Origin of the sequence: Azospirillum himalayense (assembly GCF_042657465.1) — a bacterium.
GTDB classification, from domain to species: domain Bacteria; phylum Pseudomonadota; class Alphaproteobacteria; order Azospirillales; family Azospirillaceae; genus Azospirillum; species Azospirillum himalayense.
In genome coordinates this window covers 224,565-239,164 of record NZ_JBHSLC010000021.1, presented here as the reverse complement: position 1 = coordinate 239,164, position 14,600 = coordinate 224,565, and the positions used below count along the sequence as shown (strand labels likewise).

Annotated in this window: 17 protein-coding genes; 7 read left to right on the top strand and 10 right to left on the bottom strand. The window is 70.2% G+C overall.

Annotated features, from left to right (window positions below):
- Positions 1-20: 20 nt before the first annotated feature.
- Together ACFPMG_RS13010 and ACFPMG_RS13005 are read left to right on the top strand one after the other, a co-directional pair.
- A complete protein-coding gene (locus ACFPMG_RS13010; RefSeq protein WP_376995539.1) occupies positions 21-317 on the top strand; it encodes a hypothetical protein in 297 nt (98 codons plus the stop codon).
- A gap of 14 nt (positions 318-331) precedes the next feature.
- Positions 332-1,315 (top strand): magnesium transporter CorA family protein, encoded by a 984-nt coding sequence (locus tag ACFPMG_RS13005; protein WP_376995538.1) that lies wholly within the window; start codon positions 332-334, stop codon positions 1,313-1,315.
- A gap of 7 nt (positions 1,316-1,322) precedes the next feature.
- Here ACFPMG_RS13005 and ACFPMG_RS13000 read toward each other — a convergent pair whose 3' ends face one another.
- The 8 genes from ACFPMG_RS13000 to ACFPMG_RS12965 form a co-directional block, all read right to left on the bottom strand.
- The gene (locus tag ACFPMG_RS13000; protein ID WP_376995537.1) at positions 1,323-1,583 is read right to left on the bottom strand and encodes a hypothetical protein; all 261 of its coding nucleotides are present in this window, start codon (positions 1,581-1,583) and stop codon (positions 1,323-1,325) included.
- An 86-nt stretch (positions 1,584-1,669) separates the two neighbouring features.
- Entirely contained in the window at positions 1,670-2,056 is a 387-nt protein-coding gene (locus ACFPMG_RS12995) for an MAPEG family protein (RefSeq protein WP_376995536.1), read from the bottom strand.
- Positions 2,057-2,217: 161 nt separating this feature from the next.
- The gene (locus tag ACFPMG_RS12990) at positions 2,218-3,174 is read right to left on the bottom strand and encodes an acetyl-CoA carboxylase carboxyltransferase subunit alpha (RefSeq protein ID WP_376995535.1); all 957 of its coding nucleotides are present in this window, start codon (positions 3,172-3,174) and stop codon (positions 2,218-2,220) included.
- Positions 3,175-3,261: 87 nt separating this feature from the next.
- Positions 3,262-4,176, bottom strand: coding sequence for a DMT family transporter (locus tag ACFPMG_RS12985; protein WP_376995534.1), 915 nt, complete (start codon positions 4,174-4,176; stop codon positions 3,262-3,264).
- A 206-nt stretch (positions 4,177-4,382) separates the two neighbouring features.
- Positions 4,383-5,987: a malate synthase A gene (gene aceB / locus ACFPMG_RS12980; RefSeq protein ID WP_376995533.1), complete on the bottom strand. Its 1,605-nt coding sequence runs from the start codon at positions 5,985-5,987 to the stop codon at positions 4,383-4,385.
- A 141-nt stretch (positions 5,988-6,128) separates the two neighbouring features.
- A complete protein-coding gene (gene xerD, locus ACFPMG_RS12975; protein WP_376995532.1) occupies positions 6,129-7,148 on the bottom strand; it encodes a site-specific tyrosine recombinase XerD in 1,020 nt (339 codons plus the stop codon).
- The gene (locus tag ACFPMG_RS12970) at positions 7,145-9,046 is read right to left on the bottom strand and encodes a hypothetical protein (protein ID WP_376995530.1); all 1,902 of its coding nucleotides are present in this window, start codon (positions 9,044-9,046) and stop codon (positions 7,145-7,147) included. The genes xerD and ACFPMG_RS12970 overlap by 4 nt, the downstream gene beginning before the upstream one ends.
- 79 nt (positions 9,047-9,125) lie before the next feature.
- Positions 9,126-9,266: a hypothetical protein gene (locus tag ACFPMG_RS12965; RefSeq protein ID WP_174452031.1), complete on the bottom strand. Its 141-nt coding sequence runs from the start codon at positions 9,264-9,266 to the stop codon at positions 9,126-9,128.
- A gap of 264 nt (positions 9,267-9,530) precedes the next feature.
- Here ACFPMG_RS12965 and ACFPMG_RS12960 point away from each other — a divergent pair, with 264 nt between their 5' ends.
- From ACFPMG_RS12960 to ACFPMG_RS12945, 4 genes are all read left to right on the top strand, one after another.
- Positions 9,531-10,169 (top strand): shikimate kinase, encoded by a 639-nt coding sequence (locus ACFPMG_RS12960; RefSeq protein WP_376995529.1) that lies wholly within the window; start codon positions 9,531-9,533, stop codon positions 10,167-10,169.
- Between the two features lie 7 nt (positions 10,170-10,176).
- Positions 10,177-11,301: a 3-dehydroquinate synthase gene (aroB, locus tag ACFPMG_RS12955; protein ID WP_376995528.1), complete on the top strand. Its 1,125-nt coding sequence runs from the start codon at positions 10,177-10,179 to the stop codon at positions 11,299-11,301.
- A gap of 113 nt (positions 11,302-11,414) precedes the next feature.
- Positions 11,415-11,900, top strand: a complete 486-nt coding sequence (locus tag ACFPMG_RS12950; RefSeq protein ID WP_376995527.1) for a CBS domain-containing protein — start codon at positions 11,415-11,417, stop codon at positions 11,898-11,900.
- Between the two features lie 124 nt (positions 11,901-12,024).
- Positions 12,025-12,639: a DUF2889 domain-containing protein gene (locus ACFPMG_RS12945; protein ID WP_376995526.1), complete on the top strand. Its 615-nt coding sequence runs from the start codon at positions 12,025-12,027 to the stop codon at positions 12,637-12,639.
- Between the two features lie 155 nt (positions 12,640-12,794).
- Here the strand turns inward: ACFPMG_RS12945 and ACFPMG_RS12940 are convergent, their stop codons facing one another.
- Positions 12,795-13,217, bottom strand: a complete 423-nt coding sequence (locus tag ACFPMG_RS12940) for a ribbon-helix-helix domain-containing protein (RefSeq protein WP_376995525.1) — start codon at positions 13,215-13,217, stop codon at positions 12,795-12,797.
- 311 nt (positions 13,218-13,528) lie between these two features.
- Positions 13,529-13,801 (bottom strand): BolA family protein, encoded by a 273-nt coding sequence (locus tag ACFPMG_RS12935; protein WP_094301716.1) that lies wholly within the window; start codon positions 13,799-13,801, stop codon positions 13,529-13,531.
- A gap of 165 nt (positions 13,802-13,966) precedes the next feature.
- Here ACFPMG_RS12935 and ACFPMG_RS12930 point away from each other — a divergent pair, with 165 nt between their 5' ends.
- A complete protein-coding gene (locus ACFPMG_RS12930; protein ID WP_237904357.1) occupies positions 13,967-14,551 on the top strand; it encodes a J domain-containing protein in 585 nt (194 codons plus the stop codon).
- Positions 14,552-14,600: the final 49 nt, after the last annotated feature.

The window sequence follows — 14,600 nt, the reverse complement described above, 5'->3', positions numbered from 1 at the left end:
TTAAGCGAAGGGGACCAGCCATGTCCGACGTGCGCAAGGACCTGCTCCGCCAGATGAAGGCCATCCGCGAACGGATGGACCCGAAGCTGCTGGAGCGCGCCAAGCTGTCGGTCTTCGGCAAGGTCCCCTACGACCGCGATTCGGCAAAGGAAGCCGTCGGGCATTTCCTCGACTCCAAAGACGACGGAGGGGCCTTCCGGCGCAAGCTGGAGGACGCGCTGCGCCAGGACGGCGCTCCGCTCGATCTTCCGGAAGCCGACGGCCCCACCGAGCCGCCCCAGCCGCGCAAGCCGCGCCGCTTCGGCCGTCTCCTCTAAGGCGGGCCGCCGCCATGCTCCACGTCTTCGCCTGCGACGGTGACCGGCTGCGCTGGGCCCGCGAGGGCGAGGGCGTCCGCACCCCGCTGCCCGCCGAGACCGTCTGGCTCGACCTGCAGAACCCGACTCCGGAGGAGCTGGCCCGCGCCGAGGCGCTGATGGGCATCAAGCTGCCGACTCGGGAGCAGATGGCGGAGATCGAGGAGTCGAGCCGCCTGCGCATCACCCCCGACGCCGTGCACATGACGGCGCTCGTCCTGGTCTGGGCCGACACCGACCAGCCGCGCATCGTCCCGGTCAGCTTCGTCCTGGCCGGCGGGCGGCTCGCCACCATCCACGCCGTCGATCCGCAGCCCTTCCTGGCCTTCCGCCGCCGCGTCACCCGCAGCGGCGGCGCGGAGTTGACGGCCGAGGCGGTCCTGGCCGCCCTGCTGGATGGCGTGGTGGAGCGCACCGCCGCCGTCCTGCGCCGCGTCGGGCTGGAGCTGGACACCATGGGCAGCCGCGCCTTCCGCGGGCGCGCCCTGCCGGTCAAGGGGGAGCGGCGGGACGACACCCGCACGCTGAAGCGCATCGGCCACACCGGGCACCTGATCGGCAAGGCCCATGTCAGCCTGTCGACGCTCAACCGCCTGCTGACCTTCCTGGCCCGCGGCGAAGGCTGGACCCCGGCCAAGCGGACCCGGCGCTGGGCGCGCGCCGCCCTGCAGGACGTGACGGGGCTCGGCGAGTACGCCCAGTTCCTGTCGGGCAAGGTCAGCCTGCTGCTGGACACCACGCTGGGCCGCATCAACGTGGAGCAGAACGAGATCATCAAGATCGTCTCGATCCTGACGGTCACCCTGTTCCCGCCGACCCTGGTCGCCAGCATCTACGGCATGAACTTCGTGAGCATGCCGGAGAAGGACTGGACCTTCGGCTATCCGCTGGCGGTGATGCTGATGATCCTGTCGGCGACGCTGCCGATGATCTACTTCAAGCGGCGGCGCTGGCTGTAAGAAACGCTCAGCCGACTCGCGACGAGACGGTGTCGCGGCCCCGCGCGCCGCCCAGTTTCTCCCGTGCTTCGGAATATTCCTTCCGCACCTCCAGCCACTCCTTGAGCATCTTGCCGGCGGCGAAAAGGAACAGGCCGTGCGCGGTGGTGATCTCCACACCGACGAGATCCTCCAGCATGGTGTCGAACAGTTCGAGCACCGCGCTCAGCAGAAGCACCGCGGACAGCGCGACCTGAAGCAGAGACGAGCAGCGTGACAGGAGTTTCATGGCATCTCCAACGGTCGAAAGGCACAAGGCAACCTATGCCATAAGCCCGACGCGCCGAGGAGACGAGGTGTGAAAAAAGGGAGGCTCTAAACGACAGCGAGCACCAGCGCCCAGCCCAGCACGACGAGGTTGACGGTCAGCGTGACCGCCATGCCCGGAGCCCGCACATAGGGGTGGATCAGGTAGCCGGTCCAGAACAGCAGGCGGCCCAGCACGAACAGCGCGGTCGCCAGTTGGGCGAAGCCGAGGTCGGGCAGCGGCATCTGCGCCACCAGCGCCGCCAGGGCGGGCACGAAGATCAGCGTCTGCTCCACCGTGTTGCTCAGCACGCGCTGGCTGACCCGGTAGAAGCGCGACTCGGCATCGTCGATGGGGTTCAGGGCGACGGAGCGGGCGCGGGCGACCAGCACCCCGCCCACCGTCAGGAACAGCAGCAGCGCCGGCCACAGGGCGAGCCGCCCCCAGAAGGCCATGCGCGCCCCCGGATCGGCGACGCCGGGCGGCGGTGCGAACAGCGGCAGCAGCAGCCACAGGGCCAGAGCGCCACGACCACCGCGGCGAGGTTGACGGTGGCCGCCAGACGCAGAAGACGGGTCTTGGAGGGACGGGTCTCCGGCGCGGCGGCCATGGCGTCTTACCCCAGGCCCTTCTGGCCCATGTCGAGGAACTTCTGGCGGCGCTGGGCGCGGACCGCCGCGCCGTCCAGCCCGTCGAGATCGCCCAGCGACTCCTCGATGGCGTCGCCCAGCGCCTTGATGGTCTCCGCCGGGTCGCGGTGGGCGCCGCCGATCGGCTCGCTCACCACGCGGTCGATGACGCCGAGTTCCTTGAGGTCGTGGCTGATCAGGCGCAGCGCGACGGCGGCCTCGCCGGCCATGTCGGGGTTGCGCCACAGGATCGACGCGCAGCCCTCCGGCGAGATGACGGAGTAGATGGCGTGCTCCAGCATCAGAACCCGGTCGGCCGTCGCGATGGCGATGGCGCCGCCGGAGCCGCCCTCGCCGATCACCGCGGCCACCATGGGCACGGACAGGCGCAGGCAGCGCTCGATGCTCTTGGCGATGGCCTCGGCCTGGCCGCGCTCCTCCGCCTGGACGCCGGGGAAGGCGCCGGCGGTGTCGACCAGCGAGACGACCGGCAGATTGAAGCGGTCGGCGAGGTCCATCAGGCGCTGGGCCTTGCGGTAGCCCTCGGGCTTGGCCATGCCGAAGTTGTGGCGCACGCGCGTCTCGGTGTCGTGGCCCTTCTCCTGCCCGATCACCACGACCGAGCGGCCGCGGAAGCGGCCCAGCCCGCCGATGACCGCGCGGTCTTCAGCAAAGCCGCGATCGCCGGCCAGCGGCGTGAAGTCGTCGATCAGCCCCTTCACATAGTCCAGACAGTGCGGACGGTTGGGGTGGCGGGCCACCTGCACCTTCTGCGCCGGGGTGAGCTTCGCGTAGGTCTGCCGGAGGAGCTTGTCGACCTTGGTCTGCAGCTTCGTCACTTCGTCGGCGATGTTGATGTCGCCGGCGTTGGTCAGGTGGCGCAGTTCCTCGATCTTGCCTTCAAGCTCGGCGATCGGCTTTTCGAATTCCAGGAAGGTTTGCATGCCGGAAGGATCACGGACCGAATAGGATAGGACGCGGACGTCGCGGACCGGCCTTGGTACCACGGTGCGCGGCGGCGATGCCACAGCTTATCGCGCGAATCGCCGGCCAAAACTGACCAGAAGCACGCCCAGGCCGATCACCGCCGCCCCGCCCCACACCCAGGGGGAATAGCGCTCGCCGAACAGCAGCGTCCCGGTGCCCAGCCCGACGGAGGTCGCCACGTAGCCGATCTGGCTGAGATAGACCGGCCCGGCGACCACCTGGAGCCGAAAATACAGCACATAGGTCAGCGCCGTCACCGCGATCTGGAGCAGGGCAAGCCACGGTGCGAGACCCAGCGCCGGCAGGTCCGCCACAGCCCCGGTTGCGAGCAGCGCCAGCAGGACCCAGCCCGCCCCGCCCAGCATGGTCCCCGCCGCCAGCGCCACCGGCTGCCCGCCCGGCGGCCAGGCCACGGTGCGGTAGACGTTGCCCGCCGCGACCGCGGCCGGCATGACGAAGGCCAGCGCCATCCAGCCCGCCAGATCGGGCGAGGGCAGGCTGCCGCGCGGCCCGACGATCATCAGCGCCCCGACGAATCCCAGCAGGATGCCCGCCACCCGTCCGCGGTCAGGCGTTTCGATCCGCACCGCCACGGCCATCAGCAGCGTCAGGATCGGCGGCAGCGTGTAGACCACCGCCGACAGCCCGGCCCCCAGCCAGGGCATGACGAAGAACAGCACCACGTTGGGCAGCGCCATGGACAGCAGCCCCGACACCGCGAAGTAGCGCAGATACCGCCCGGTCAGGGGCATCGGTTGCCGTTTGAAACGCGCCAGCCCGGCCAGGATCACGCCGGCGCCCAGCATCATGGAGAAGGCCCAGGGCAGCGGCGGCACGCCGGCCGCCTGCGCGATCTTGGTGACCGGAAAGATCACCCCGATCAACCCGCCGACCAGGAGCAGAAGCGCAAGCGATTCGGCCCCGCGCAAGGCCGGCGGGACGGTGGAGGGGGTGGACACGAGAACGGAACCTCTGGCTCAGGACGCGGACGGGCCAGCGAACATGGCGAAGCCCCCGCCTTTTGCCAAGCCGGTCGGGCAGGCTGGTAACGCGCCTGAGTGTTGCCCCCACCCCGGCCCTCCCCCGCTGCGCAGGGGAGGGAGATGATCGCGAAGCGGCGGCAGTCCCCTCCCCTGCGCAGCGGGGGAGGGTTAGGGTGGGGGCCTCACGCCCCCTGCGCGACGATGCGGTCGTAGGCCGGCAGGGTCAGGAAATCCACGAAGTCGTCGCGCTCCACGAGGTCGCGGAGCATCACCGCGGCCTCCTCGTACAAGCCCCGGTCGAAGGCGCGGTCGCCGACGCAGGCCTTCCAGGCGGCCAGCTCCTCGGCGATGGTGTCGTCCACCAGTTCCATGGTCACCGGGCGTCCGTCGTCCAGCGCGGCGCCGTGGTGGACCCACTGCCAGAGCTGGGTGCGGCTGATCTCGGCGGTGGCGGCGTCCTCCATCAGGTTGAACAGCGGCACGCAACCGATGCCGCGCAGCCACGCCTCCAGATAGCCGATGGCGACGGCCACGTTGTTGCGCAGGCCGCGCTCCGTCTTCGGCCCCTCCGGCACGGCCAGCAGGTCGGCGGCGGTCACGCTGACGTCGGCGCGCTTGCGGTCGATCTGGTTGGGCTTGCGCATGTAGGCGTCGAAGACCTCCCGCGCGACGGGGACGAGGCCGGGGTGGGCCACCCAGGTGCCGTCATGGCCGTTGGACACCTCCCGTTCCTTGTCGGCGCGGACCTTGGAGAAGGCGACCTCGTTGGCCGCGGGGTCGTCCTTCACCGGGATGTAGGCGGCCATGCCGCCGATGGCCGGGGCGCCGCGGCGGTGGCAGGTCCTGACGGCCAGCAGGCTGTAGGACTGCAGGAAGGGCGTCGCCATCGTCACCTCCGCCCGGTCGGGCAGGACGGCGGCGGGGTCGTTGCGGAAGGTCTTGATGAAGCTGAAGATGTAGTCCCAGCGCCCGCAGTTCAGCCCGGCGGAATGGTCGCGCAGCTCGTAGAGGATCTCGTCCATCTCGAAGGCGGCCAGGATGGTTTCCACCAGCACCGTGGCCTTGATCGAGCCGTGCGGGATCTTGAGATAATCCTCGGCGACCGAAAACACCTCGTTCCACAGCCGCGCCTCGAAATGGCTTTCCAGCTTCGGCAGGTAGAAGTAGGGGCCGGAGCCGTGGGCCAGCAGCTCCCGCGCGTTGTGGAAGGCGTAGAGGGCGAAGTCGAACAGCGCGCCGGACACCGGTTCGCCGTCGAATCGGACGTGCTTCTCCGCCAGATGCCAGCCGCGCGGGCGGACCTTGAGGACGGCGGTCTTGTCGTTCAGCCGGTACTTCTTGCCCGACACCGGATCGTCGAAGGCGATGGTCCGGCGCACGGCGTCGCGCAGGTTGACCTGCCCCTCGATCAGGTTGGCCCAGGACGGGCAGTTCGAATCCTCGAAATCCGCCATGAAGACCTTCGCGCCGGAATTCAGCGCGTTGATGACCATCTTGCGGTCCACCGGCCCGGTGATCTCCACCCGGCGATCGAGCAGGTCGTGCGGCAGCGGCGCGATGGTCCAGTCGGCCTCGCGGATGGCGCGGGTTTCCGGCAGGAAGTCCGGCCTGTGGCCCTGGTCGATCAGCGCCCGCCGCTTGGTCCGCACGTCGAGCAGGCGCAACCGCTCCGACCCGAACCGCCCCTCCAGCTCCGCCAGGAAGGCCAGCGCCTCCGGCGTCAGGATCGTCTCGAAGCCCGGCGTGATCGGACCCAGGATCTCAAGCCCGGAGATGGTCGTGGCCATGCGGTTCCCCCTGTTCGTCGCGAGGGCGGTCCGGCGCACTCGCCGGCCAACCCTATTGGAACAAGGGCTATACCACAGCGGGAGGAGCGGCCAAAGCCGCATCGGCATAATGCGAAAGGAAAAACCCACACATACGCAACACTATTGCGTACGAATGGTTTTTCGCCGAGCCAGCGGGTGATGCTCGTGCACGACCTGTTTCAGCCGCTCCGACACCACGTGGGTGTAGATCTGGGTGGTGGCGATGTCGGCGTGGCCCAGCATCTTCTGGACCGAGCGCAGGTCCGCCCCGCGGTCGAGCAGGTGGGTGGCGAAGGCGTGGCGCAGCACGTGGGGGCTCACCTTCTCCGGGTCGATGTTCGACTCGATGGCCAGTTCCTTCAGAAGCTGGGCGAATCGCTGGCGCGTCAGATGCCCGTTGGTGGAGCTGCGCGACGGGAAAAGGAAGGCGATCGGCCCGTTCTCCCGCCCGGCCAGGATGAAGTGGCTCCGCCAGGGCAGATAGGCGCCCAGAGCAGCGGAGGCCGGTTCGGACAGCGGCACCATGCGCTCCTTCCCGCCCTTGCCGCGCACGATCAGCCCGCGCCCGTCGCGCAGGATGGCCGCCATCGGCAGGCCGACCAGCTCCGACACGCGCAGCCCGGTGGCGTAGAGCACCTCCAGCAGCGCGACCAGCCGCAGGCCCTCCGGCCCGCCGCGGGTCTGGGCGGAGTCGATCATGCGGGTAACCTCCTCCACCGTCAGGATCTTGGGCAGCGGGCGGCCCTGCTTGGGGCTGTCGAGCGCCGAAGCCGGGTCGTCGGCCCGCCGGCCTTCCGAGACCAGGAAGCGGTAGAACTGGCGCATCGCCGACAGGCGGCGGGCCAGCGTGCGCGGCGCCGGCTTCTGCCCGCCCTCGACATACTGGAAGGCGAGGTAGGCGCGCAGATCCTCCGTCACCGCCTTCTCCAGCGGCTGCCCGCGCTGGGCCAGCCAGAGGGCGAGGTCGGCGAGGTCGCGCTCGTAGGCCATGCGGGTGTTCAGCGCGGCGCCGCGCTCCGCCGTCAGCATGTCCAGAAAGGCGTCGACATGGGGCGAGGCCGCGATCGGGCGCGGCTTGCAGGGGCGCCCGCGCCGCTTCGGTTGGGCTTTCGGCAGGGGTGTTTTGGGCATGGGACTCATCCGGCCAGGGCCGCGGCGGCTTCACGGGCGATGGCGCGGGCGTCGTTGTCCAGACCCACGGCGCGCAAGGCCCCGACCACCCGCGCCACCACCGCGGGCGGCGCGCCCGCCGGCCCGGCGTTGCCGAGCAAAAGCAGGGCGGCCAGCGCCGTCTCGCCGACGCGCCGGTCGGCGGAGGCCTCGGCCAAGCGTTGCCACAGGGCGGGGTCGGCGGTGGGAGGACGGGCGGCATCCGCAGGCGTGGGCGCCGACTCCTCGGGGTCGGCGGTCCGGCGCCACGCCTCCTCCGGCACGGCGAGGCCCATCGCCTGGAGCAGGGCCAACTGCCCGGCGACGCGGGCGCGGGCCTCCGGATCAGCGCCGCGCAGCGATTCGTCCAGCCAGCCGGCGAGGCCCAGCGCCCCGCCGCCCGGCGGCGGACCGAGCGCGATGACGGCGAGCGGCCACAGCCGCGCCACCTCCGCCGTGGGGCGGCTGCGCAGGGCGAGATCGTACCAGCGCTTGCCCGTGTCGGCCCGATCCAGCGCGAAGCAGAGCCGCGCCGCGGCGGGGGCCAGGGCGGCGGCGTCCGGAGTCGGCGAGAGGGTGTCGAGCATGTCGGCCACCACCGCCCCCACCGGCCCGGCCAGCATCGGCGGGTCGAGAAGCTCCAGCGCCAGCCCGGCCAGTTCCACCCGCCGCCCGCCGCCCATGGCGGCGAGCATGGCCTGCTGCACCAGCGCGCGGGTGCGGGCCGTGCGGTCGCGCGCCGCGGCGTCCTTCAGCCGCAGAAGCTCGTCACCCTTGGCCGGCGCGGCGCGGTACGCCTCCGCCAGCCGCCGGGAATCGAGAAACAGGGCGACGGCGGCGCGCTCCGCCGCGGTCACGCGGGTCGCCGGATCGGTGCCATTGTTGGACGCCACCGCGGCCAGACGGGCCGGGTCGGTCAGGGACAGCACGTCCGGCGGCAGCCCGGCCTGGAGCGCCCGCAAGGCGGCCAGGGTCAGCGGGCTGGGGTCCTTCAGGCTGCGCAGCCGCGGCGCCGGGCCGCCGGCCATCGCCTCGGCCACCCGCAGGAAATCGGGGTCGCCGCCCGGCTGCTCGCGCAGCATGTCGAAGGCGAGGTCGTCGCCCGCCGGGGCGGCCCCGGTCTCCGTCGGCATCCCCCCGCCGATCCGCCCGGCGCGCAGGCGGCAGAACAGCTCCACCCGCTGCCAATAGGGGCTGGAGAAGGGACGGGCGCGCTCCGTCGCGGCGGCGCAGTCCAGCGGGCCGGCGAGCAGTTCCGCATCGGTCAGGGCGCGCGCGGCGGCCTCGTCGGCCGCCATCGCCTCGGGCAGCAGCGCGGCGAGGTCGGCGCCGCCGCGCGGGTCGCCCATGGCCGCCAGCTTTTCCACCCGCAGCGCGCCGAAGCGGCGCGCCGGCTCGGGCTCGCCCGGAGCAGCGGCGGGCGAGCCGCGGCTGAGCAGCAGGCGGCGCTGCAGCTCCTTCACGGCGGGCGACGGGGTGAGGGTGGGCAGTTCCGGCAGCAGGGCCAGCACCTCGGCGCGCGGAATGCCGCGCCAGGGGTCGCCGCCCAGCCCGGCGGCTCCCGACAGAGGTCCGGCGCCGTCCGGGTCCAGCGGCCCCAGCGTCTCCACCGCGATGGCCGAGGGCGGCGCCACGGTGGGCACCACGTCGAAGGACGGCGCGCGGTCGGATGGAATCAAGGGCAGCGGCGCGGCGGACGGTCCCGGCGAGGCCAGCGGATCGTCCAGGACCCGTCCGGCACCGGCCCCAACATCGGGCACGGCCATCGTTTCCGGCGGCGGAAACAGGCGGATCGGCGGCCCGGAGGGCACGGCCTGGGCAAGCGCCGGCGTCGCCGCTCCCATCAGGGCACCGGACAGAGCCAACACCAGTGAAGCGGCGGCAAACATGGAAACGGCGCCGGCCCCGGTTCTTCCGCCCCGTGGCGGAGCGGCGAACCGGCGGCGGCGCCCGGCGGCGTCCCCGGCGTCAGCGGGGGAACCGCTCATCCGGAATGACCTTTTCCACCGTCTTGGACGGTGCCGGCATGTCCCAGGAGGCAAGGAAGGCCATGCCACCCCCGATGACGAAGAGGAACAGGACGAAAAGAACGGAAATAACCCGGCTCATGGCGATCGGAGTCGTGTTTCTGTGGAAGGAACGGCGGCGCTGTATCACGGTCTGCGTCCGTGCGGCTTGGGACAAGGGTGCGCTTTCATGCTAATCATCGCACACCGTCCGCACCGCTGGCCCGATGGCCGATGCACGCAGGACGTACCACTTTAGCCACGGGGGCGCCGCTGCGCAACATGCGGAGGCCCCTGCGACCGAATCGAACACCCGCCCTCCGGAACCGCATCAGGCCGGAACCGCATCAGGAAAGTCCACAGCACCATGACCGCCCGCCCATCACCGCAGGGACAGCCGCCGGACCCGTCCAAGACCCTTCCGAGGACGGTGGTGCTGGTCGGCCTGATGGGCGCCGGGAAGAGCGCGATCGGACGGCGGCTGGCCGCAAGGCTGCACCTGCCCTTCGTCGACGCCGACACGGAGATCGAAACGGCCGCGGGCTGCTCCATCGCGGAAATCTTCGCCCGCGACGGCGAGGCGGTGTTCCGCTCGGTGGAGCGGCGGATCATCACCCGGCTGCTGACCGAGCAGCCGGTGCACATCCTGGCGACCGGCGGCGGCGCCTTCATGGACCCGGAGACGCGGGCGGCCATCCGCGCCCACGGGGTGTCGATCTGGCTGCGCGCCGAGCTGGACGTGCTGCTCGCCCGCACGGCACGGCGCACCCACCGCCCGCTGCTGAACGCCGGCGATCCCAAGGAGATCCTGAGCCGGCTGATGACCGCCCGCTACCCGGTCTATGCCGAGGCCGAGCTGACGGTGATCAGCGACGAGCGCCCGCCGGAGGCGACCGTCGAGCAGGTGATCGAGGCGCTGGAGGCGCATTTCGGCATCACCCTGCCCCACGCCTCGCACCACCACCATCATCAGCGCCATCCGGCGCACCACCACGACAAGCCCTGATCCCGCCATGACCGAAACCGTCACAGACACCGTCCGCCTCGACCTCGGCCCGCGCAGCTACGACATCCTGGTCGGCGACCGGGTGCTCGGCGGCGCCGGGCCACGCATCGCCGCGATCACCAAGGGCAAGGCGCCCATCGTCGTCACCGACGAGAACGTCGCCCCGCGGCATCTCCCGACGCTGGAGCGCACGCTGCGCGAGGCCGGCATCGAGCCGACCCAGGCCATCGTCCTGCCGGCGGGAGAGAAGACCAAGGACATCGCCCATTTCGAACGGCTGATGGACGCCGTCCTGGCGCGCGGCATCGAGCGGTCGGCGGTCCTGCTGGCGCTCGGCGGCGGGGTGATCGGCGACATCACCGGCTTCGCCGCCGCCTCGGCGCTGCGCGGCATCGACTTCATCCAGGTGCCGACCACGCTGCTGAGCCAGGTGGACAGCTCCGTCGGCGGCAAGACCGGCATCAACAGCCCGCACGGCAAGAACCTGATCGGCGCCTTCCACCAGCCGCGTCTGGTCATCGCCGACACCGCCACGCTGGACACCCTGCCGCGGCGCGAGGTGCTGGCCGGCTACGCCGAGGTGGTGAAGTACGGGCTGATCCGCCTGCCCGGATTCTTCGCCTGGCTGGAGGAGAACGGCGAGCGGGTGGTCGCCGGCGACAGCGACGCCCGCCGCCACGCCGTCACGGAAAGCTGCCGGGCCAAGGCCGCCATCGTCGGGGTGGACGAGCGGGAGAGCGGCGACCGCGCCCTGCTGAATCTCGGTCACACCTTCGGCCACGCGCTGGAGGCGGCGACCGGCTTCGGCTCCCGCCTGCTGCACGGCGAGGCGGTGTCGATCGGCATGGTTCTGGCCTTCGACCTGTCGGTGCGGCTGGGGCTGTGCCCGGCGGCGGACGCGGAGAAGGCGCGCGCCCATCTGACCCGCGTCGGCCTGCCGGTCCGCCCCACCGACGTGCCCGGCGTGGAGTGGGACGTCGACGGGCTGATCCTGTCCATGGCCAAGGACAAGAAGGTCAAGGACGGGCGCATCACCTTCGTTCTGGTGCGCGCGCTGGGCGACGCCTTCACCCAGCGCGACGTCGATCCGGCGGTGGTCCGGGCGCTACTGGAGGATGCCGTCGCACGCTAATGCGGTGCACCATAATCCCTTGACCGTTGGGGCAGCAAACTGTCAGAGTTCACGACAGTTCCGATTCGCGTCCAAGATGCGATGGAAAGCCGCCCCAAAAAGGGAGAATGGACATGCCGAACCGCAAGCTCATCCCCGATGTCATCAAGGACCAGCAGTTGGTTTGCCTGCCGCCGGAGGCCAGCGTCCAGGACGCCGCCCTTCTGATGGCGGAGCGCCGCGTCGCCGCCCTTCTGGTCACGCAGGACCGGCCGAAGGGGGGCCGGTCCCTCAAGGGCATCTTCACCGAGCGCGACCTCGCGGCCCGTGTCGTCGCGGTGGGCCGTGACCCGGCGGCCACCCGGCTCGCCGAGGTCATGACCGCCTCCCCCGACACGCTGGGGCCGGACGCCCACGCCTATGAAGCGCTGGAGCTGATGGAGCGCCACCACTACCGCCACCTGCCGGTCACCGCGGACGGCGAGTCGGACGGCACGGTGATGGGAATCGTTTCCATCCGCGACCTGTTCGCCGTGGTCCGCGCCCATCTGGAGGACGAGATCCGCGATCGCGAAGCCTTCATCTTCGGGTCGAACTACTCCGCCAGCGCTCCCCCGTAACACCGGGGCGCGTAATGCTGCAATGCGGCGAAGCCGGCTTGACCTGAACGCTGGCCCCACCGATATTCCCGGGTACGCCCCAACAATCAGGCCGTCCGAACTAGGCCGAACGTCAGAGAGTCCCATGCCGCTGTCCGAACCCGCCGCACGCGAACCGATCCACACCCGGGAAGTCACTTGCCGGGGGTATCGGCGGACCGACGGGTTGTGGGACGTCGAGGGCCATCTGACCGATGTGAAGAGCTACGCCTTCCACACCGAGCAGCGCGGCCAGATCCTGCCCGGCGACCCGGTGCACGGGATGTGGATTCGCCTGACGGTGGACAACGACCTGACCGTTCACGCGGTCGAGGCGGTGACGGAGAAGAGCCCCTACCGCACCTGCGGCTCCGTCACTCCCAATTTCCAGCGGCTGGTCGGGCTGAAGATCGGGCCGGGCTGGACCCGCTCGGTGAAGGAGCGGCTGGGCGGCATCCAGGGCTGCACGCATTTGGTGGAGCTTCTGGGGCCGATGGCCACCACCGCCTTCCAGACCATCTACCCCATCCTGGCGCGCGAGCAGGCCGAGAAAGCCCGGGCGTCCAGCGGCGGCGAGGCGGGCAGCAAGGAAGACATGCTGCGCACCAAGCGCCCGGTGCTGCTCAACACCTGTCACATCTTCGACAGCAACGGCGAGGTTGTCCGGAAGAACTGGCCGGACCACTACACCGGCGACCGTCCTCGCGACGCCGCGGACTGATACGGCAGCGGTCCACTCGGCCGGGAAATCAGCGGGGGCATCGGTCCGGGCCGACCGGTCTCCGCCCGCACCGGACGCAACATTCAGGACAATCGCAAAGGGCACGCCCCATGGGCGTGCCTCTTTTCTTTTCCCGAATCGGAACGGTCAAGCCGTCACGCGTCCAACGCGGACCGCAAATTCTCGCTGGGCGCGACCGGCTTCGTCGCCAGCGGCAGGGCGGGCGCCGTGGTTACGGCCCCGCTCTCCGGATGGTCCATCTCGTCCAGCGGCGGCAGGTCGAAGGGCGTGCCGACGAAGGGATCGCCCCCGCCATGCCCCGCCTTGACGTGGCCGTCCTCGGTGCAGGCCCGGCGGAAATAGGCCGCGATGAAGACGCGCACCGCCGAGGTCAGGGTGACCTCCGCATTGTCCCCGCTCGGGCCTCGCCGCCGGATCTGCTCGTCCAGCCGGTCCTTGATCAGAGTGCAGAGGCCGTTGACCGTCAGGCCTTCGCGGCGGGCGATGTCCTCCAGAGCGTCCCACATGGTCGGCTCCAGACGCATGCTCGTGCGGCGCCCGGCAATCATGATGTTCATGCTCTTCAGCGGTTCCACACACGCGTTGGGATTGACTGTTAACCGCTTCTTCGGCCCGCGCTTCGCCATACGCCGCCCTCTCCACGAACCCGCCGGACGACGCGCGAAAAGTGCATCGCCCACGGCGCATTGATTGGTTGCATGCGCTGCACTCTACTAAATACAGCGAGAATTGCAACCGTGGCAGCACTCCAATTATGTTTGAAGATGGAAAAGAACCTCTAGTAGTTGCATGCGTATGTATGCATTTGCAGGTGGCGCTTTTCCCTTGCTGCACGGGCGGCGGCTGGGCGTTCTTGTCGGCGTTGCTGTCAACGAGCCTCTTCGGGGGTCAGCGTGGTCAGGCCGAGGGCGTGAACACGCTCCGCCATTTCTTGGGCCAGCAGGCCATAGACCAGCCGCTGGCGCTCCACGCGCGACTTTCCGGCGAAGGCGGCGGAGACGATGGTGATGTGGAAATGCGTCTCGCCCTCCGGGTGGGCGCCGCCATGGCCGGCATGGCGGCCGGAATCGTCCTGGATGTCGAGCCGTTCGGGGGCCAGCGCGTCGGTCAGCTTCCGGCGCATGCGGGTGGCGTATTCCATGGGAGTCCTCGCTCGGTTTGGGCTGGGTCGGGTTTGGGATTGAGGTGACGGCGCGGCACCGCTCCCGTCAAGCCGCCAATGCCGCAGACCGGCCATTTTCCGCAGTTCGGCACCGCCCCCTTGCGTGCGCTTGCCAGAAAGGATGCCTCTTCCCATACTTCGCACATGAGCAAGCCACGCACCCGCTACGACTTCAGCCGTTATGACCAGCCGCGCACCGCCGTGCGCGCCTGCGATCATCCGGGCTGTGCCGGCGAGGGCGCGTACCGGGCGCCGAAGAGCCGCCGGCAGCTCAACGACTATTACTGGTTCTGCCTGGACCATGTGCGCGAATACAACCGCGCCTGGGACTATTACGCCGGCATGAAGCCCGAGCAGATCGAGGCCGAGGTCCGCCGCGACACCACCTGGCAGAGGCCGAGCTGGCCGCTCGGTTTCTGGGGGGTGCAGGAGAAGTTCCTGCGCGACCGCGCGATGCACGGCTTCAGCTTCGAGTTCGGGCGCGAGGCCGGCAAGGACCAGTCCGAGGAGAGCAAGCAGCGCCGCCAGGCCGCCCGCAGCGCGGAGGAGGAGGCGCTGGTCGTCCTCGACCTCGCCCCGCCGGTGGATTTCCCGCGCATCAAGGCGCGCTACCGCGAGCTGGTGAAAATCCACCATCCCGACGCCAACGGCGGAGACAAGGCGGCCGAAGAAAAGTTGAAGGAGATCAATCAGGCCTACAACACGCTGAAAGCCTGCTATGGTGCGTAACCCCGACGGTTGGCCGGACCAGATTGGCCGGGCGGCCCCGACAACAGAC